The organism is Marinobacter confluentis, from assembly GCF_004785685.1.
GTDB classification, from domain to species: domain Bacteria; phylum Pseudomonadota; class Gammaproteobacteria; order Pseudomonadales; family Oleiphilaceae; genus Marinobacter; species Marinobacter confluentis.
This window is the reverse complement of sequence record NZ_SRPF01000005.1, coordinates 15,930-33,727: the sequence shown is the minus strand read 5'-3', so window position 1 is coordinate 33,727 and position 17,798 is coordinate 15,930. Positions and strand designations below refer to the sequence as shown.

At 55.8% G+C, this 17,798-nt stretch carries 15 protein-coding genes; 13 read left to right on the top strand and 2 right to left on the bottom strand.

The window, feature by feature from the left end:
• The first annotated feature begins 28 nt into the window (after positions 1-28).
• Entirely contained in the window at positions 29-1,153 is a 1,125-nt protein-coding gene (gene proB, locus E5Q11_RS14905) for a glutamate 5-kinase (RefSeq protein WP_135804256.1), read from the top strand.
• Positions 1,154-1,217: 64 nt separating this feature from the next.
• Here the strand turns inward: proB and rpsT are convergent, their stop codons facing one another.
• A complete protein-coding gene (rpsT, locus tag E5Q11_RS14900) occupies positions 1,218-1,487 on the bottom strand; it encodes a 30S ribosomal protein S20 (protein WP_135804255.1) in 270 nt (89 codons plus the stop codon).
• A gap of 237 nt (positions 1,488-1,724) precedes the next feature.
• Here rpsT and murJ point away from each other — a divergent pair, with 237 nt between their 5' ends.
• The 12 genes from murJ to E5Q11_RS14840 all read left to right on the top strand — a co-directional run bounded on the left by murJ (position 1,725) and on the right by E5Q11_RS14840 (position 17,180).
• Positions 1,725-3,305 (top strand): murein biosynthesis integral membrane protein MurJ, encoded by a 1,581-nt coding sequence (gene murJ, locus E5Q11_RS14895; protein ID WP_135804254.1) that lies wholly within the window; start codon positions 1,725-1,727, stop codon positions 3,303-3,305.
• Between the two features lie 50 nt (positions 3,306-3,355).
• Positions 3,356-4,312, top strand: coding sequence for a bifunctional riboflavin kinase/FAD synthetase (ribF, locus tag E5Q11_RS14890; RefSeq protein WP_135804253.1), 957 nt, complete (start codon positions 3,356-3,358; stop codon positions 4,310-4,312).
• A gap of 16 nt (positions 4,313-4,328) precedes the next feature.
• On the top strand, positions 4,329-7,148 hold the full coding sequence (gene ileS, locus E5Q11_RS14885) for an isoleucine--tRNA ligase (protein WP_135804252.1): 2,820 nt from the start codon (positions 4,329-4,331) through the stop codon (positions 7,146-7,148).
• 25 nt (positions 7,149-7,173) lie between these two features.
• Positions 7,174-7,680, top strand: coding sequence for a signal peptidase II (gene lspA / locus E5Q11_RS14880; protein WP_135804251.1), 507 nt, complete (start codon positions 7,174-7,176; stop codon positions 7,678-7,680).
• 20 nt (positions 7,681-7,700) lie between these two features.
• A complete protein-coding gene (gene fkpB, locus E5Q11_RS14875; RefSeq protein ID WP_135804250.1) occupies positions 7,701-8,153 on the top strand; it encodes an FKBP-type peptidyl-prolyl cis-trans isomerase in 453 nt (150 codons plus the stop codon).
• Positions 8,154-8,176: 23 nt separating this feature from the next.
• A complete protein-coding gene (gene ispH / locus E5Q11_RS14870) occupies positions 8,177-9,130 on the top strand; it encodes a 4-hydroxy-3-methylbut-2-enyl diphosphate reductase (protein ID WP_135804249.1) in 954 nt (317 codons plus the stop codon).
• A gap of 192 nt (positions 9,131-9,322) precedes the next feature.
• Positions 9,323-9,808, top strand: coding sequence for a GspH/FimT family pseudopilin (locus E5Q11_RS14865; RefSeq protein ID WP_135804248.1), 486 nt, complete (start codon positions 9,323-9,325; stop codon positions 9,806-9,808).
• A complete protein-coding gene (pilV, locus tag E5Q11_RS14860) occupies positions 9,805-10,299 on the top strand; it encodes a type IV pilus modification protein PilV (protein WP_135804247.1) in 495 nt (164 codons plus the stop codon). Before E5Q11_RS14865 ends, pilV begins: the two co-directional genes overlap by 4 nt.
• Positions 10,300-10,331: 32 nt before the next feature.
• The gene (locus E5Q11_RS14855; protein ID WP_168215673.1) at positions 10,332-11,402 is read left to right on the top strand and encodes a PilW family protein; all 1,071 of its coding nucleotides are present in this window, start codon (positions 10,332-10,334) and stop codon (positions 11,400-11,402) included.
• 4 nt (positions 11,403-11,406) lie between these two features.
• Positions 11,407-11,937: a pilus assembly PilX family protein gene (locus tag E5Q11_RS14850; RefSeq protein WP_135804245.1), complete on the top strand. Its 531-nt coding sequence runs from the start codon at positions 11,407-11,409 to the stop codon at positions 11,935-11,937.
• A 35-nt stretch (positions 11,938-11,972) separates the two neighbouring features.
• Positions 11,973-16,673, top strand: coding sequence for a pilus assembly protein (locus tag E5Q11_RS14845; protein WP_135804244.1), 4,701 nt, complete (start codon positions 11,973-11,975; stop codon positions 16,671-16,673).
• A gap of 78 nt (positions 16,674-16,751) precedes the next feature.
• Positions 16,752-17,180, top strand: coding sequence for a type IV pilin protein (locus E5Q11_RS14840; protein ID WP_135804243.1), 429 nt, complete (start codon positions 16,752-16,754; stop codon positions 17,178-17,180).
• 10 nt (positions 17,181-17,190) lie between these two features.
• On the opposite strand, the gene E5Q11_RS14835 is transcribed toward E5Q11_RS14840, so the two are convergent.
• Positions 17,191-17,766 (bottom strand): GspH/FimT family pseudopilin, encoded by a 576-nt coding sequence (locus E5Q11_RS14835; protein WP_135804389.1) that lies wholly within the window; start codon positions 17,764-17,766, stop codon positions 17,191-17,193.
• Between the last annotated feature and the right edge of the window lie 32 nt (positions 17,767-17,798).

Sequence of the window (17,798 nt, the reverse complement as noted above, 5' to 3'; positions counted from 1 at the left end):
CCCGCCCGCTCCCGTGGACTGGAATCCAATGAGCAAACGCACCCAACTTCGCCAGGCACGCCGCCTGGTGGTAAAAATCGGAAGCGCACTATTAACCAATGATGGCCGCGGGCTGGATGTGGCCGTTCTGGGGCTATGGGTCGACCAGATTGCGGAGCTGGTTGAAGCTGGCGTGGAGGTCGTGATCGTTTCTTCCGGCGCCGTGGCGGAAGGCATGAGTCGACTGGGCTGGACCGCACGCCCTGAGCGCCTGCACGAACTGCAGGCAGCCGCCGCCGTTGGCCAGATGGGTCTGGTGCAAACCTGGGAAGCCCAGTTCAAACGTCACGATCTGCACACTGCGCAGATCCTCCTGACTCACGATGATCTTTCCGACCGCAGACGCTACCTGAACGCTCGCAGCACCCTGAGGGCGTTGCTGGATTTTGGCGTGGTACCAATCGTCAACGAAAACGACACAGTGATCACCGACGAAATCCGCTTCGGCGACAACGACACCCTGGGTGCTCTGGTGGCCAACCTGATCGAAGCCGACGGCCTGATTATCCTGACTGATCAGCTTGGCCTGTTCGACAAAGACCCGCGCAAAAATGCCGATGCGGCGCTTATCGAACAACGCCAGGCCATTGATTCCGAACTGGACGCCATGGCCGCTGGCGGTGCCGGTGCCCTGGGCCGTGGTGGCATGCAGACCAAAGTCCGCGCCGCCCGCCTGGCCGCCCGATCCGGCGCTTTCACCGTCATCGTTGGCGGCAAGATCGAACAGGTCATCACCCGCCTGCGAGACGGCGAGCCTATCGGTACCCTGCTGTTACCGGAACAGGGCCGCATCGCCGCCCGCAAACAGTGGCTCGCCAGCCACCTGCAGACCCGCGGCAAACTCACCCTGGATCAGGGAGCCGTGGCTGTTCTTTGCCGAGGCGGTCGCAGCCTGCTGCCAGTCGGGGTCAAAGGCATCTCCGGCCAGTTCCGTCGGGGCGAAATGGTTTCCTGCGTCGATGAAGACGGCAAAGAAATCGCGCGCGGCCTGGTCAATTACGACGCTGAAGAAGCAAGAGCGATTGCTGGTTTGTCCAGCAAGCGAATTACCGAAGTATTGGGTTACATCTCTGACGAGGAAATGGTGCACCGAGACAACTTGGTGATTGTGTAAAATTCAGACACAAAAAAAACCGGCCACAAAGGCCGGTTCTTTCATTCAGGATCCGAAAAACGCTTTAAGCGCTTGCCAGAGCCTTGATGCGGGCATTCAGGCGGCTCTTCTGGCGAGCAACCTTGTTCTTGGCAAAAATGCCCTTGTTAACCATGCTGTCCATGATCGGCTGAGCCTTCTCGAAAGCCGCCTTGGCTTCTTCCGGCTTGCCAGCTTCAATGCTGGACTGAACTTTCTTGATGTAAGTACGCGCCATGGAACGCAGGCTAGCGTTGTGCTTGCGGTTCTTCTCGTTCTGACGTGCGCGCTTCTTGGCTTGTGGGGAATTTGCCACCGTTAAACTCCTGAGATCTGAAATTCGTTGTGAATCGATTCGTAAAAAATCGCGGGCGCGCCAACCAGCGCGTCGAATTAAATGACGCGGAACTATGCCGCTACAGCCCCCGAATGTCAAGGTTAAAACCTTTTTAGCGCGAGACACCGCAAGGGCTGTGCTAAACTCCCCGCACCTTCCAGCAACATCCTGGGACATTCCCGGAACACGCTACGGAATTACCGAAACGAGCCAGTCATGTCGACCGAACCCGAACAGGCCGATCAGCAGAAAAAACTCCCAAAGCCGCCGGGGCTGCTGCGCTCTTCGGGGCTTGTGGGCATGATGACCATGCTATCGAGGGTGTTGGGCCTGGTGCGCGACATGGTGATCGCCCGCTATTTTGGCGCGGGCGCCGGTGCAGACGCCTTTTTTGTTGCCTTCAAGATCCCCAACTTCCTCCGCCGCCTGTTTGCCGAAGGTGCTTTCAATCAGGCGTTTGTGCCCGTGCTGTCCTCCTATCGTCAGCAGGAATCCATTGGCGAAGTGCGCCGACTGGTCAACGCCGTTGCGGGCTCGCTGGGGCTGGTATTGTTGGGCGTAACCATCGCTGCGGTGCTGGGCGCGCCGCTATTGACGGCACTGTTCGCGCCAGGCTTTGTGGGCGACGAGCTCAAGTTCGACCTTGCCAGCGACATGCTGCGCATTACCTTTCCCTATCTGTTCCTGATTTCCCTGACTGCCTTTGCCGGGTCGATCCTCAACAGCTATGACCGCTTTGCGATTCCAGCGTTTACCCCGGTGCTCCTGAATCTGGCGATGATCGGCGCCGCCATCTTCCTGTCGCCGTTGATGGACACCCCGGTGGTCGCGCTGGCGTGGGGCGTATTCATCGCCGGGGCACTACAGCTGTTCTTTCAGTTGCCCTTTCTGATGCGTCTGGGGTTGCTGCCAAGGCCGCGGGTGGATTATCGCCACGAGGGCGTAAAGCGGATCATGCAACTGATGCTTCCCGCCCTATTCGGTGTATCAGTCAGCCAGATCAACCTGCTGCTGGATACAGTGCTGGCGTCTTTCCTGCAGACCGGCAGCGTGTCCTGGCTGTATTATTCCGACCGGCTTTCTGAGCTGCCTCTGGGCGTATTCGGCATTGCTATCGGCACCGTCATCCTGCCCAGCCTGTCCCGCAAGCACGCAGATGCCTCGCCCGACCAGTTTGCGGCCACGCTCGACTGGGCAGTGCGGGCAGTATTGCTCATTGGTCTGCCCGCCGCGCTGGCCCTGGCCCTGTTGGCGGAACCGCTGATTGCGACGCTGTTCTACTACGGGGAAGTGACCAGCCGGGATGTGATGATGTCCGGCCAGGCGCTGCGGGCGTACTCCGCCGGCCTGCTGGCTTTCATGCTGATCAAGGTGCTGGCGCCGGGCTATTTTGCCCGCCAGGACACCAAAACCCCGGTGAAGATCGGCATTTTCGCCATGGTGGCAAACATGGTGTTCAACCTGGCGCTGGTGTTCCCCTTGGCCCATGCGGGCCTTGCGCTGGCCACATCGCTGTCGGCCTGGCTTAACGCCGGTCTGCTCTGGCGCGGGCTGATCAAGGAAGGCGCCTGGCGCTGGCAGTCCGGCTGGCCCGTGTTCCTGTTCCGGATCGGCGTTGCCAACGCTGCGCTGGCGGGGGTGATCCTCTGGTTCCAGCCGCCGCTGGAGCAATGGCTGGCGGCCGACGGCTTCCAGCGCTCGGCGGATATGGCGATTCTGGTGACCGCTGGCCTGGCAGTGTATTTCATTGCGCTGGCCGCCGCCGGGGTCCGGGTAAGACATTTCCGCCACAGGTAGGGTATAATCGCGCGTTTTCTCACCGCTGGAAATCAAGGGTTCGCCGTTACATGCGTCTCATCCGGGGCCTGACCAATCTGAAGCAGTTTTCACAGCAGGCGGAAGCGCCGTTGGCCAACGGCTGTGTGGCAACGATCGGTAATTTCGACGGTGTCCACTTGGGCCATCAGACCATCATCGACCAGGTTCGCGAAAAAGCCCGGGAACTGGGTGTGCCTTCGGTTGTCATGGTGTTCGAGCCCCAGCCTCGCGAATTCTTTCAGGGCGACGAAGCGCCACCCCGGTTGATGCCTTTCCGCCAGAAATTTGAATCCCTGCTGGCCTCCGGCATCGACATAGTGCTTTGTCTTCGTTTCAACGAGAAATTCCGCAGCTATTCCGGCATGGGCTTTATTGAGGAGGTATTGATCGACGGCCTGCGGGTTCATCATCTGGTGGTGGGCGATGATTTCCGCTTTGGTTGCGACCGTGCCGGGGACTTCGCCCTTCTTAAAAGCGTGGGTGATAAGCGTGGCTTTGCCGTCGAGAATACGCGCACCGTTGAAGTGGCCGGTGACCGGGTAAGCAGTACACGCATTCGCCAGGTGCTGGGTGAGAATCGGCTGGCTGACGCGGAAGACCTGCTCGGGCATCCGTATCGGATTCGCGGAAGGGTCGTCTACGGCCAGCAGTTGGGGCGTCAGATAGGCGCACCAACGGCCAACGTGCTGTTGCCCAGAATGCCCGCCCTACGCGGCGTCTATGTAGTGTTCGCGACCCTGGAAGATGGTCGAACGCTGGACGGCGTGGCGAATATTGGTGTGCGGCCCACGGTCGACGGCAAGCAGCCGTCCCTGGAAGTGCACCTGCTGGATTTTGCTGGCACACTTTATGGCCAGCGCATCGACGTCGTGTTTCGCCATTTTCTGCGCGGCGAAGTGAAATTTGATTCCGTAGACGACCTCAAACATCAGATTGCCCGGGATTTTGAAGACGCCCGGGCCTGGCTCGACATTTCTACAACCTGAGTTACCCACAACGACCATGAGCGATTACAAGCACACTCTGAATCTGCCTGACACCGCCTTTCCCATGCGCGGTAACCTTGCCAAGCGCGAGCCGGACATGCTCAAGCACTGGCAGGATCTGGATGTCTACGGCAACCTGCGCAAGCAGCGCGAAGGCCGGGAGAAGTTCATTCTTCACGATGGTCCTCCCTATGCCAACGGCAGCATTCACATTGGTCACGCGGTCAACAAGATTCTCAAGGACATGATCGTAAAGTCCCGCAGCTTCATGGGCTATGACGCGCCCTACGTGCCGGGCTGGGACTGCCATGGCCTGCCCATTGAGCACAAGGTGGAACAGGAAATCGGTAAGGCTGGAGTAAAAGTAGACTTTAAGACCTTCCGCCAGGCTTGTCGCGACTACGCCACCAAACAGATCGCCGGGCAGAAAGAGGACTTTATTCGCCTGGGCGTGATGGGTGAGTGGGACAAGCCCTACCTGACCATGGACCCGAAAGTGGAGGCCGGTATTGTTCGGGCGCTTGGCAAGATTGTCGCCAAGGGTCATCTGGTACGTGGTTTCAAGCCGGTTTACTGGAGCGTGGTTGGCCAATCTGCGCTGGCGGAAGCCGAAGTGGAGTATCAGGACAAGGTTTCGGTGCAGATCGACGTGCGCTTTACTGCGGTTGACCAGAAAAAGGTACTGGACCTGTTCAGTACCAGCGAAGGGCAGGGTGATGTCTCGGTAGTGATCTGGACCACCACCCCCTGGACCATCCCCGCTAACCAGGCCGTGTCGATCCACCCCGAGCTGGAATACGCGCTGGTTCAGACAGACGCCGGTAACGGCCCGGAACGCCTGATCGTGGCCGCGGAAATGGTCGACGACATCATGGCCCGCTGGGGCGTCGAGAATTTTGAAGTACTGGCGACCGTCATTGGCGAGAAGCTGGACAAGCTGGCCCTGCAGCACCCGGTTTTCGACAAGCAGGTTCCGCTGATTCTGGGCGACCATGTGTCTACCGACGCCGGTACCGGTGTGGTTCATACCGCGCCGGATCACGGCATGGAAGACTTTGAAGTGGGCAAGGCAAATGGCATTGGCACCATCAGTCTGGTCAAGGCTGACGGCACCTACACCCAGGCTGCTGGCGAATTTGCCGGGGTTCACGTCTACAAGGCGGACGACCCGGTGTGTTCAGCACTGGAGCGGGAAGGCAAGCTGGTGCGCGCAGAGAAATTCAGCCACAGCTATCCACACTGCTGGCGGACCAAAACGCCGCTGATCTACCGCGCCACGCCCCAGTGGTTTATCAGCATGGACAAGGAAAACCTGCGTAATGATGCCCTGGAAGCCATCAAGGGCGTGCGCTGGATCCCTGGCTGGGGCCAGAACCGCATTGAAGCAATGTTCAAACAGTCTCCGGACTGGTGCGTGTCCCGCCAGCGGACCTGGGGCGTGCCAATTACCCTGTTTATCCATAAGGAAACCCAGGAGTTGCACCCGGACACCCAGAACCTGATCGAGGCAGCCGCGAAGCAGATCGAGAAGGGCGGTATCGATGCCTGGTACGACATGGATGCCAAAGAGCTTCTGGGCAGCGACGCCGAGCAGTATGAAAAGGTAACAGACACTCTGGACGTCTGGTTTGATTCCGGGGTGACCCACGAATCCGTGTTGCGCCCGCGCCCTGAGCTGGGCCAGTTTCCGGCGGATCTTTATCTGGAAGGTTCAGACCAGCATCGCGGTTGGTTCCAGTCGTCTCTGAAAACCTCCATCGCGATGAACGGTGTTGCGCCCTATAAAGAAGTGCTGACTCATGGTTTTACCGTTGATGGCAAGGGCCGCAAGATGTCCAAGTCCCTGGGTAATGTGATTGCGCCCCAGGAAGTCATGAACGAGCTAGGCGCGGACATTCTTCGCCTGTGGGTATCGGCCACCGACTACAGCGGCGAGATGACGGTGTCCAAGGACATCCTCAAGCAGACCGCAGACGGTTATCGCCGGATTCGCAACACCGCCCGCTTCCTGCTCAGCAATCTGACCGGATTCGACCCCAAACAGCACGCACTGGCGCCGGACGACATGATCGCCCTGGACCGCTGGATGGTGGACAAGGCCCTGCAACTTCAGAAAGAGCTGCACGAGGATTTCCAGAACTACGCCTTCCTTAAGATCTATCAGAAGGTGTACAGCTTCTGCGAAGCAACCCTCGGTGGTTTCTACCTGGACATCATCAAGGACCGCCAGTACACCACCCAGGCGGACAGCCGTGAAAGGCGTTCCTGCCAGACGGCGCTCTATCACGTAGCGGAAGCCCTGGTTCGCTGGATTGCTCCGATTCTGAGCTTCACCGCCGACGAAATCTGGCAGCACTTGCCCGGCCAACGCGGCGATACGGTGTTCTATGAAACCTGGTATGAAGGCCTGACGGCGCTGCCGGATAACGCTGAATTGGGCCGTGACTACTGGGGCCGTATTCACGCGGTGAAGGAAGCGGTGAATAAGTGCCTGGAAGAGGCCCGCAGCCGTGGCGAAATCAAGGGCTCCCTGAGTTCGGAAGTGACCCTGTTCTGTGATGGCGATCTGGCGAAAGACCTGAACCATCTGGGTGAAGAGCTTCGTTTCGTGCTGATTACTTCAGAAGCTACGGTGAAACTACTGGCTGATGCTGGTGATGCCGAGCAGACGACCCACGAAGGCCTGAAAGTGAAGGTTATTCCTGCGGCCCACGACAAGTGCGAGCGCTGCTGGCACCACCGCGCGGATGTGGGCCAGAATGAGCATTACAGCGACCTGTGTGGCCGCTGCGTTACCAACGTGGAAGGCGAGGGTGAGGCGCGTTCATTTGCCTGATGTTCAGAGTTCGCCGGAGTCTGTAATGAGCCAGAATGAAGCGCAGGGTTCCAAACTTCGCTGGCTTTGGCTGGCGGGTCTGGTCATCGTACTGGATCTGGGCACCAAGGCCATGGCCACGGCCATGCTGACCTATGCGGTGCCGGTGCCAGTGATGCCCAGCTTCAACTTCACGCTGCTGCACAACACCGGGGCCGCCTTCAGCTTTCTGGCAGGTGAGTCTGGCTGGCAACGGTGGTTCTTTGTCACCCTGGCGGCGGTGGTCAGCGTGATACTGTTTCGCTGGCTGAAATCCCTGAAGCCGGATGAAACCTGGTCGGCCATTGCCATCGTATTGATACTCGGCGGCGCCCTGGGCAACGTTTACGACCGCGTTGTTCACGGCTACGTAGTGGATTTCCTGCATTTCTACTGGAACGACTACCACTTCCCCGCCTTCAATATTGCCGATACCGCCATCACCATCGGCGCCGGCATGATGATTCTCGATATATTCCGCAAGCCCGCTGAGTCACAGGATAAAGCGGACTGACCGGACCCGGAGCAGGCAAGATGAAAGAACTTCCCATAGACCAGCAAACACGAGTCACCTTGCACTTCGCCCTAAAGTTCAGCGACGGCGAGGTGATTGACTCCACCTTCGATAAAGCCCCGGCTACCCTGGAAATCGGGGATGAAAATCTTCCTGAGAACTTCGAGGCCTACCTGATGGGCATGAAGGCAGGGGAGAGCAACAGCTTCCAGGTGCCGCCGGAAAAGGCCTTTGGCCAGCACAACCCCAGCAACGTTCAGACCTTCAAGCGCAGGGAATTCAGCCCGGACATGGTGCTGGAGAAAGGCGTGATGATCTCCTTCGCCGATGCGCGCCAGAGCGAACTGCCCGGTGTGGTCAGCCGGGTTGAGGGTGACGAAGTCGAAGTGGACTTTAATCACCCTCTGGCGGGGCGTACACTGACGTTTGACGTTGAAATCATTGATGTGGAGCCCGTCGGGGCTGCGCACTAGGGCAATATTGCAGGGCATTGTTTATGCAGATCAGACTCGCCAATCCCCGTGGTTTCTGTGCCGGTGTCGACCGCGCCATCGAGATCGTGAACCGTGCCCTGGACGTGTTTGGCGCGCCCATCTACGTGCGCCACGAGGTTGTGCACAACAAGTTTGTGGTGGATAACCTGCGTGAACGCGGCGCCATCTTCGTGGATGAACTGGAAGAAGTGCCGGACGACAAACTGGTGATCTTCAGCGCCCATGGTGTATCCCAGGCAGTGCAGAAAGAGGCGGCGCGCCGTGGCCTGAAAGTGTTCGACGCCACCTGCCCTCTGGTCACCAAGGTTCACCTGGAAGTGATGAAGTACAGCCGCGAAGGCCGCGAATGCATCCTGATCGGCCACCATGGCCATCCGGAGGTAGAAGGCACCATGGGGCAGTATGACCATTCGAACGGTGGTGAGATCTATCTGGTTGAGGATGAAAAAGACGTGGCGGCGCTGGCGGTTAAAGACCCCGCCAAACTGTCTTACGTCACCCAGACCACCCTGTCCATGGATGACACTGCCCGGGTGATCGACGCCCTCAGGGCGAACTTCCCTGAAATCCAGGGCCCCCGCAAAGACGACATCTGCTACGCCACCCAGAACCGTCAGGATGCGGTGAAGCAGCTAGCCGGCGATTGTGACCTGATGCTGGTCGTTGGCTCCCCCAACAGCTCCAACTCCAACCGCCTGCGTGAGCTGGCGGAGAGAATGGGCACCCCTGCTTACCTGATTGACCAGGCTTCCCAGATTGAACCCCAGTGGCTGGAGGGCAAGCAGTCCGTTGGCGTAACTGCAGGCGCCTCCGCCCCCGAGGTGCTGGTGAATGATGTGATTTCCCGGCTGCGTGAGCTCGGCGGTGACCTGCCTGAGGAGATTGCTGGGCGGGAAGAGAACATTGTGTTCTCTATGCCGAAAGAGCTCAGGATTGAGGCGGTGGAGGTTTCCTGACTTCTCGCAAGGGCCGCTGCCTTTGATTTTTTTGCTTTGATTCGTCGTTGATTTTCCGTAAAGCTTGATCCCGGTCACAATCTCCTGCCTGTTTGCGCCGCTTGTCTCCCTCCTTTTGCCGCTCGTCGCTGTGCCCTCGTATCAGTTGCTGTGCTCTTCTATGCTTCATTAAGGTAAATTTAGGAAGTTGTCATGATTGACCGAAATGCCCACAGAGGTTTTACGATTATTGAGCTGATGGTGGTCGTCGCCGTTCTGGCCATTGTTGCGACCGTAGCGGTACCTTCGTTTCAGCAGATAATCGAGAATAATCGCCTGGCCACGGAATCCAACCGCATATACTCGGCAATGAGCTTTGCCCGGAGTGAAGCCGTTCGTATTGGCGATGATGTTTCGCTGAGCGCGAAGACTGGTGGCTTTGATGAGGGTTGGTGTGTGCACCTTGGTGCAGCCTGCACGGGCACAGATATCCTGCGGCAGTTTGATGCGGGCGACGAGCTTGATTATTCCGGTTCAGCGAACACCCTTACGTTCAACGCCCGCGGTGAAATGACCAACACGACTTTTAATTTGAGCATTGAACCAAGTAACTGCGAGTCTGGCGAAACCGATAAAACCCGCACAATCAGCGTGAGTCTTTCTGGGCGTGGTTCCATTCAGAAGGGAGATTGTGCATGAGCCGCCATCCTGTGCCACGTCATTTTATCGCCCCCAGGCGCGCCGAGGCATTTCCGACTAGCAGACATAAAGGTTTCGGCCTTATTGAAATACTGGTTGCCCTTCTGATTCTCGCAATTGGCCTGCTGGGTATGGCATCGCTGCAAACCACTAGCCTCCAACAGACAACGGGAAGCCAGGCTCGGACACAGGCAATATTTCTGGCGGAAGATATCGTCGAAAGAATCCGTGCGAACCGACCGAACAGGACGTCTTATGTCCTGACTGATCCGGATGCCGTTGACTGCGATTCGGATTTCGCCATTACCAACGCCGATATTGTGGACGATGATCTCGACGAATGGCGCAATGCCCTTGCCTGCCTGCTACCTGGTGGTAACGGGGAGATTGCGGTCAACGGGGATGTGGTTACCGTTGACATTACCTGGAGTCCGCGTGAGGAAGTCGATGATCTGGACGAAGGCGAGTTCACCCTGGAGGTAACGTTATGAGGTTCTTGAACTGTAATCCCAGGGCACGGCAAATGCAGACAGGCTTGTCGCTGATCGAACTTCTAATTGCCTTAGCGCTTGGCCTGATATTGACCCTTGGGGTGGTTCAGGTTTTTCTCGGATCAAGTCAGACTTATCGCCTGAGCGATTCCCTCGGCAAGACCCAGGAGAATATCCGGTTCACGCTGGGTACCCTTCAGTATGATGCTCGAATGGCCGGTCATTTCGGTTGTTTGATCGGTGAGCCGTTTAATCAGCTCGATGAAACCGATGATGATTACGACGAAATTTCATATGGCGGTGGGGCAATTATCGGATGGGAAGCTGGAGATACCGGACTCGGCGAGGAGTTTGAGATTACATCGCTTACCGCTGGCACTGGTAGCTGGAGCAACGGAAGCGGTGATGCTATTCCGGACCAGATTGAAGATCAGATGTTACCGGGCACAGACTTTTTTATTGTGAATTCTGGTGAGAGGTCGCCGGTTGAGCTGGATATCAATCCGAGTGCGGCCGCCAATACTCTCGGCACAACGGGTAATGTTGATATTGACCAGGATACGATCCTGCTTGTCATCGCGGGGGATTGCAGCGGTGGGGATCTTTTCCAGAAAACCAACCAATCCGGTGACACGCTTACCAAGGGCTCTGGAAACGCCCCGGGTAACAAAACGCCAGTGAACGAAAAGTTCAACGGAGATTATGACGATGATGCGTCGATTTATCTGTTCAAAAGCGCAGCCTATTTTATAGGTGAGGGCGCGAGCGGTGAACCTGCACTGTTTCGTGAGCGCCTGGACGCAGGTGACACCAGTGGCGCCGTTGAGTTGGCCGAGGGCGTAGAGAACATGCAGATTCTTTACGGTGTCGCCAGTGGCGTTGAGGCGGCAGCTGACTCCTATGTTACAGCGGAAAATGTAACCAACTGGGACAACGTGGTAAGCGTGCGTATGGCACTGCTATATCGCACGGGCGACTTCATCACCGACGTTGCAGAAGCCCGGGAATTCAATCTCGCCGGCACAGAAATCACGACCCAGTCAGACAGACGGTCCCGGGTCGTGGGCATGTCTACCGTTGGTATTCGGAACAGGTTGGAGTAGATCAATGTTGGAAACTCGTTCGGACCACAACAGTTTGTTGGGAAAGCGTCAGCAAGGTAGCGTTTTGCTCGTTTCCCTGATCATGCTTCTGTTGCTGACGCTGGTAGCGGTGGGAGGGATGCAGGGAACCATCCTTCAGGAGCGCATGACAGGCAATTTGCGTGACAGGGACCTGGCGTTCCAGGCTGCTGAGGCAGCTCTGAGGGAAGCCGAGGATTTCGTTCGGAACAATCCCAACCAGATTTACAACAATAATAATGGCTTCTACCAGGTCACCAGTGACGACCATCCTGACTGGCGTACCCGAACAACCACGGCCGGAAATGGATCGATAACCTATGGTGGAAGTTTTCCGGGAGTTGCGGCTCAGCCGACTTACTACATAGAACAGATAAATACATTTCAGCCAGCAGGCACGGAAACGGAAGCAGGAACCGCAGTTCCGCCGCCGCCGTTTTACAGAATTACAGCGCTGGGGACCGGCGGTTCGGATAGCACTACCGTTGTCCTCACCAGTGTTTACCGGTCTCAGTGACGCAACAGGCAATACCCTTGAAGAGGAATTTTGTGATGGTTAATCAATCTGTTCCATCCAGCTATGGTAAGCGCATCGCCGGCGGACTTGTCGCTGGTCTACTCTGGTTGACTGCTGCCTCGGCGGCGAACGCCAATATATCACAGGCGCCGCTGTTCCTGACCCAGGGTGTTGAACCTCAGGTAATGCTCTCGCTTTCCAACGACCATCAGCTGTTTTTTGAGGCCTACCCTGATTACCTCGACCTTGATGGCGATGGCGCTGCAGATCAGACTTACAAACACTCAAATGACTATTATGGCTATTTCGATAGTTACAAGTGCTATGACTACGATACTTCTCTGGGGCGCTTTCAGCCGGAGGCGATCACGAGCAATAAGTACTGTGATACCGTCAGTGGCGCCTGGAGTGGAAATTTTCTTAATTATCTGACGATGTCCCGAATGGACGTTGTTCGCAAAATTCTGTTTGGTGGGTTTCGTCGAACAGACTCTTCATCTCTGACTGTTCTTGAGCGCGCCTATTTTCCTACCGACGCTCACTCCTGGGTCAGATATTACAATGGTAGCGATCTGCCCAAGTTGACGCCATTTGCCAAACCAGAGGAAGTGGTGTCTACAAGCTCGTCTTCCGTGACTGTCGGCAATGGAGATAAATTATTTGTGCTCGACAGCAATCAGTCGATCTTTTTCAACTCTGTTCAGATTGGGGATCAGGTTCTGGCTTACAAGGGGAGCACCCGGCCCGATATCAGCGATCCAGGCACGACGCCAGTCATGCTTGGCCGAATAAGTAGTGAAAATGATTTGACAAATGTCATCGCGGTTCAGGTTCAGGGAGCGAATACCGGTGTTAATACGTCAGCAAACTGGACGATTGTAAACCTCTCCAGGAGTGGGGTCTCATTTTGCAACACAACCATGAACTCGCGGCTCAGCGGTGGCGAAAGGGTGCCAGACACCAAGCCGCCAAGAATGAGTGTCGCCAGTGGTAATTACAGTCTGTGGAATGCCAACGAACGCTGGCAGTGTACCTGGAGCAGTGAAAAGAGTGCCACTAACGGCAATAACATAGGCCTCACCGAATTTGCCGCCAATGACCGAAACCCGAATAAAACGGCTGTGTCACTTGGTCAAGCGGACTATAACGTTCGTGTTGAGGTTTGTGATCCAACGCTTATTCACGAAGAGCGCTGTAAGCAATACCCAGACGGGAACTACAAGCCGGTAGGTCTGCTTCAGCAATACGGTGACGATGAGGAAATCCTGTTTGGCTTGCTAAGCGGTAGTTACCTCAAGAACAAGTCAGGCGGTGTGGTAAGGAAAAATGTGTCCGCATTTACTGACGAAGTGGCGGCAGAGACGGATGGTAGATTCAGTTCGCCGCCGACAACTGGCGGTATAGTGGATTCGCTGAATTTGCTGAGAATGTTTGGTTACGATAACGCAGGAACCTATTCTCAGAGCCCTGAGAGCTGTACTTTCAATCTCAGCCTTGAAGATATTGCTGATGGTCGATGTGCAAGTTGGGGTAATCCTCAGTCCGAGATCTTCCTCGAGGCGATCCGGTATTTTGCAGGCCAGAGTCCAACAGGAGATTTCACTTTCGAAGGGGATGACCGCTTAACAGGGTTGAAAAGTCAGCCCTGGCAGGACACTGTTTCGGAAGACCTGTATTGTGCCCCGCTGAACGTTATCAATTTCAACAGCAGTTCGGCATCGCTTGATAGGGATGAGCTTGGTAGCGTTTCTAACCTATCGGGGCTGGATTCTCTTGATGATCTTAGGGCCATTGTTGGCGAGATTGGCTCTGCCGAAGGTATTAACGGAAATGACTGGTTTGTGGGCGCCACGTCGAGTGAAACCAATCAGCTATGTACATCGAAAACCGTAGGAACTCTGGCTGAAGTTGCAGGATTGTGCCCTGAAGCTCCCCGGCTATCTGCGGGATATGACGCAGCAGGTATTGCAAATCATGCCTATACAACCGATCTCAGGCCCGGCATTACCGGAGACCAATTCGTCAAAACGTTTGCGGTCTCGCTGGCACCGGCTGTTCCCAGAATCGATATCAGAAAGCCTGGATCCGATGAAGTTGCCGTGACTATTCTGCCTGCCTGTCGTAATCAAACCAGCGGCGGTAACTGTGCGCTTGTCGATTTCAAGGTTGTTAGGCAGGACGTGGAAAACGGCACCGGCCTGTTCCTCGTCAATTGGGAGGACAGCGAGCAGGGTGGTGACTATGACCAGGATATGTATGGCACGATCAGATATGAGATTACGGATAGTGAACTGACGGTTACAACCGATGTGGCAGGGCAGTCGACGCCCTTTATTCTGGGCTTTGGTTATGTCCTGAATGGCACGACAAAGAATGGTTTCCACGCCCACTCTGGGATCAATAATTTCACCTACTCTGACCCGGGGGTCACTTCTTGTAGCGGTTGCCAGAGTAGTAATGGCGAAACTTCCCACACGTATACCCTGAGTTCATCAGAAACGTCTGAAGGCCTGCTTGAGAGCCCCATGTTCTACGCGGCCAAATGGGGTGGCTATGACAAGCAGGCTGATTTCCCCAGTGATCCAGCTTCCTGGGATGCGGACGGTGATGGACTTCCCGATAACTATTACTTTGCAATTGACCCTTCCAAGCTGGCAACGGATCTGGAGTTGGTCTTTGCCGATATTCTCCGGTCATCCTCTGCTGCGGCGTCGGTTGCGGCAAGTTCCTCCAGTCTGAGCACGGATACTGCCGTCTATCAGGCGTCGTTCAATAGTGAAAACTGGAGCGGTGATTTACGGGCTTTTTCCATCGAAGATGATGGAAGTGTGTCAGAAACGTTCGACTGGAGCGCCGCTGCGATGTTGGACAACCTGACAGCGGGCGACATTGAAGACAGAAACATTATAACCAACCAGAGTCTGTCGACGGCAGATCAGGTGGCTGGAGAGCTGTTATCGACTACGGGTAATGCGTTCGAATGGGATGCGCTTGATGACGCACAGCGCCTATCGCTGAGGCAGAACCTTGATGGCAGTGAAGCTTCCGAAAGCATCGGCGAGCTTCGGCTCGAGTATCTGCGAGGAGATCGCAGTAACGAACGGACTCTGACGAATACCAGTGGCATATTTCGTGAACGGGATAGCCGTTTGGGAGATATTATTAACTCGAACCCGCAATTTGTTCACCAGCAGAATTTCGGTTACGGGGGGCTCGACGCAGTATCGGCATTCTCGACCGTTGGCGACTATAACGCTTTCAGGGCCACTACTGCCTATCAGGAAAGACCTCCACTAGTCGTTGTGGGCGCCAATGACGGAATGCTGCACGGCTTCAACGCTTCCTCTGGTGAGGATGGCGGTAAGGAGCTCTTCGCCTATATTCCCTCGGAAATTATCCCGAATCTGGCGGAGCTGACTGAGCAGGACTACGCGCATCGCTATTATGTTGATGGCTCGCCCAGAGTCGCTGACGCCTGGTTGGGAACCTCTCTGGGGTGGCGCACTTTGGCAGTTGGTGCGACAGGTGCCGGTGGCGGCAGTATTTTCGCATTGGACGTGACCGACCCCGAAAATATGACGGCGGATCAGTTCCTCTGGGAGTTTTCACATCCGGACCTTGGTCGCACGCTTCAGCAGCCTGCTATTGTGCCGATGCCGAACGGTGAGTTTGCGGTTGTGGTTTCCAGCGGATTCTTTGATACCGCTCCAGCCGGTGGAGGCAAGATATGGCTTCTGAACGCCAGCAGTGGTCGCCCATTCAGGACCTTCGATTTGCCGGACAGCGGTCAGTTGGGCTCACCCCTTGCGGTCGATCTTGATAACGACCGGATTGTCGATCGAATTTATGTTGGCGATTCTGAGGGTCAGGTCTGGAGGATTGATACTGAGGGAACCAACGCTTCCCAGTGGGATGCGCCAAATGGTCTCAAGTCAGGGTCCGATCTGATTCCGCTGTTCACTGCACCAGCCGGGCAACCTATCACTGCACCTTTAACCTCCGCATTTAATGAGAAAGGTGAGCACATGGTGTTTTTTGGCACGGGAAGCTTTATCCGTCAGGGGGATAATGTCGTTGGCGAGGACCCGGACGTCCAGGCTTTCTATGGCATTGTTGACGATGATGAAGCCTCTGGAACCCTCACGGTGAGCGACCTCCTGCAACAGGAGATTCTGACCCGGGTTACCCAGGTAGAGATTGCAGGCGAAGAAGAGGGTGAAACGGAGATCGTCAATGTGGGCCTTACCGCAGTTTCCGCCAATCAAATCACGAATCAGAAGGGCTGGTATCTGAATCTTGAGTGGGAAACCGACCTTGGTGGCCCGGGACCGGAGGGTGAGCGTGTTACAGCAAGGGCTCTGGTCCGAGGGGATAGGGTGATTTTTACGAGCCTGATACCTTCAGCAGATGCCTGCGCAGCCGGTGGTACAAGCTGGCTATATGAGCTTGATACTTTCAGCGGTAGTCGCCTGTCCTACTCGGTCTTTGATATCAACAACGATAACAAGTTTGATGAGGGTGATTTCATTGAGATTGTTATTGAAGGGGAGACCGTTCGTATCCCGGCGTCTGGTTTTAATCCAGAAGTTGGCATTATCAATACGCCAACTGTTTTGATCGATCCAGAAAGCGGTGATGAGCGCAAAGTGTTCACAGGATCATCCGGTCAGATAATCAGTGTGCCTGAAGCCGGTTCGATAAGCCGCGGCCGACAGAACTGGGAACAGATTCGCTGATCAGCGTTCAAGTTGTATAACCGGCAGAGGCTGTTGAGGCTTCTGTCGGCCTGAAGATAACTGAGAGGTCTCAACCTGATGCAGGCATCAACCAGACACAAAGGTTTCACACTGATCGAACTGATGATTGTGGTCGCCATCATTGGCATTATTGCGGCCATAGCTTTTCCATCTTATCGAGCGTATGTCGAGAGAACCCAGCGAGGCCAGGCGCAGGCGGACCTGTTGGAGTTGGTGCAATATATGGAGCGGCGTTACTCCAATGGCTTTGATTACCGGACAACGGACAGCGACGGTAATGCCGTAGCTCCAACCCTTCCCTTTGATACTTCTCCGCGTAGTGGCGATTCTGTGGCCTACAACATCAGTTTTTCGGGAACAGTTGGCAGGGATAGCTTTACACTTCAGGCAGTTCCCCAGGGCGCGCAGGTTGACGACGAGTGCGGCACCCTTTCGATTGACGAAGAGGGGAACCGGTTGCCGGCAACCGCCGGCTGCTGGAAGTAGTTGCAAGGCGTCAACTGCAGGCAAGCGCTTGCCCTTGAGCATCCTCGCGGATGCCGTCATTGTCTTGGTCCAGAGCCCAGGTAATCCGCCCTCCAAAGTTCATTCTTAGCTGAATGGCCAAGGAGGCATTCCCATCTTCAGGACACCAAACGATGTTGCCAATGGTCCCTTTGGCCGTACCATCCGGGTTGTACTGAAAATATCGTCTTTCAGCAGGCCCGGATTTGCTGGCTGTCAGTGAACCATTGGGGATGGGGTGGTGGACGCTCAGAATTTCCGTATCGCTCGTGATAGCACGGTCATTGTTTGGATCCAGGAACACGGATATTGGCTGGTTCCAGTTGGCGGTACAGACCTGATTTGCATCGAGCGGGCACAGCGTCGTGGTCTGGTTCTGGGTAACGGCGTGGCTGCGCGCGTCCGCGAATGAGTTGACCAGTGTCGACCGCACTCTCTGGCTGCTAGTGCTTTCAATCAGGCTTTGCCAGCCGGCGGTTGCTGCGGAGGCTATGATTACAGCAATGGTAATTGTGATCATCAGTTCTAGCAGAGTGAATCCGCTCTGCTTTAAGCGCTTTGGAATCATCCTTGAATCCTTCTTGAATGGCAGACCATCCT

What these genes read in the sequence shown, in the direction of transcription:
- proB (WP_135804256.1), top strand. Translation starts at nt 29, where the DNA reads ATGAGCAAACGCACCCAACTTCGCCAGGCACGCCGCCTGGTGGTAAAA.
- murJ (WP_135804254.1), top strand. Translation starts at nt 1,725, where the DNA reads ATGTCGACCGAACCCGAACAGGCCGATCAGCAGAAAAAACTCCCAAAG.
- ribF (WP_135804253.1), top strand. Translation starts at nt 3,356, where the DNA reads ATGCGTCTCATCCGGGGCCTGACCAATCTGAAGCAGTTTTCACAGCAG.
- ileS (WP_135804252.1), top strand. Translation starts at nt 4,329, where the DNA reads ATGAGCGATTACAAGCACACTCTGAATCTGCCTGACACCGCCTTTCCC.
- lspA (WP_135804251.1), top strand. Translation starts at nt 7,174, where the DNA reads ATGAGCCAGAATGAAGCGCAGGGTTCCAAACTTCGCTGGCTTTGGCTG.
- fkpB (WP_135804250.1), top strand. Translation starts at nt 7,701, where the DNA reads ATGAAAGAACTTCCCATAGACCAGCAAACACGAGTCACCTTGCACTTC.
- ispH (WP_135804249.1), top strand. Translation starts at nt 8,177, where the DNA reads ATGCAGATCAGACTCGCCAATCCCCGTGGTTTCTGTGCCGGTGTCGAC.
- E5Q11_RS14865 (WP_135804248.1), top strand. Translation starts at nt 9,323, where the DNA reads ATGATTGACCGAAATGCCCACAGAGGTTTTACGATTATTGAGCTGATG.
- pilV (WP_135804247.1), top strand. Translation starts at nt 9,805, where the DNA reads ATGAGCCGCCATCCTGTGCCACGTCATTTTATCGCCCCCAGGCGCGCC.
- E5Q11_RS14855 (WP_168215673.1), top strand. Translation starts at nt 10,332, where the DNA reads ATGCAGACAGGCTTGTCGCTGATCGAACTTCTAATTGCCTTAGCGCTT.
- E5Q11_RS14850 (WP_135804245.1), top strand. Translation starts at nt 11,407, where the DNA reads ATGTTGGAAACTCGTTCGGACCACAACAGTTTGTTGGGAAAGCGTCAG.
- E5Q11_RS14845 (WP_135804244.1), top strand. Translation starts at nt 11,973, where the DNA reads ATGGTTAATCAATCTGTTCCATCCAGCTATGGTAAGCGCATCGCCGGC.
- E5Q11_RS14840 (WP_135804243.1), top strand. Translation starts at nt 16,752, where the DNA reads ATGCAGGCATCAACCAGACACAAAGGTTTCACACTGATCGAACTGATG.
- E5Q11_RS14835 (WP_135804389.1), bottom strand. Translation starts at nt 17,766, where the DNA reads ATGATTCCAAAGCGCTTAAAGCAGAGCGGATTCACTCTGCTAGAACTG.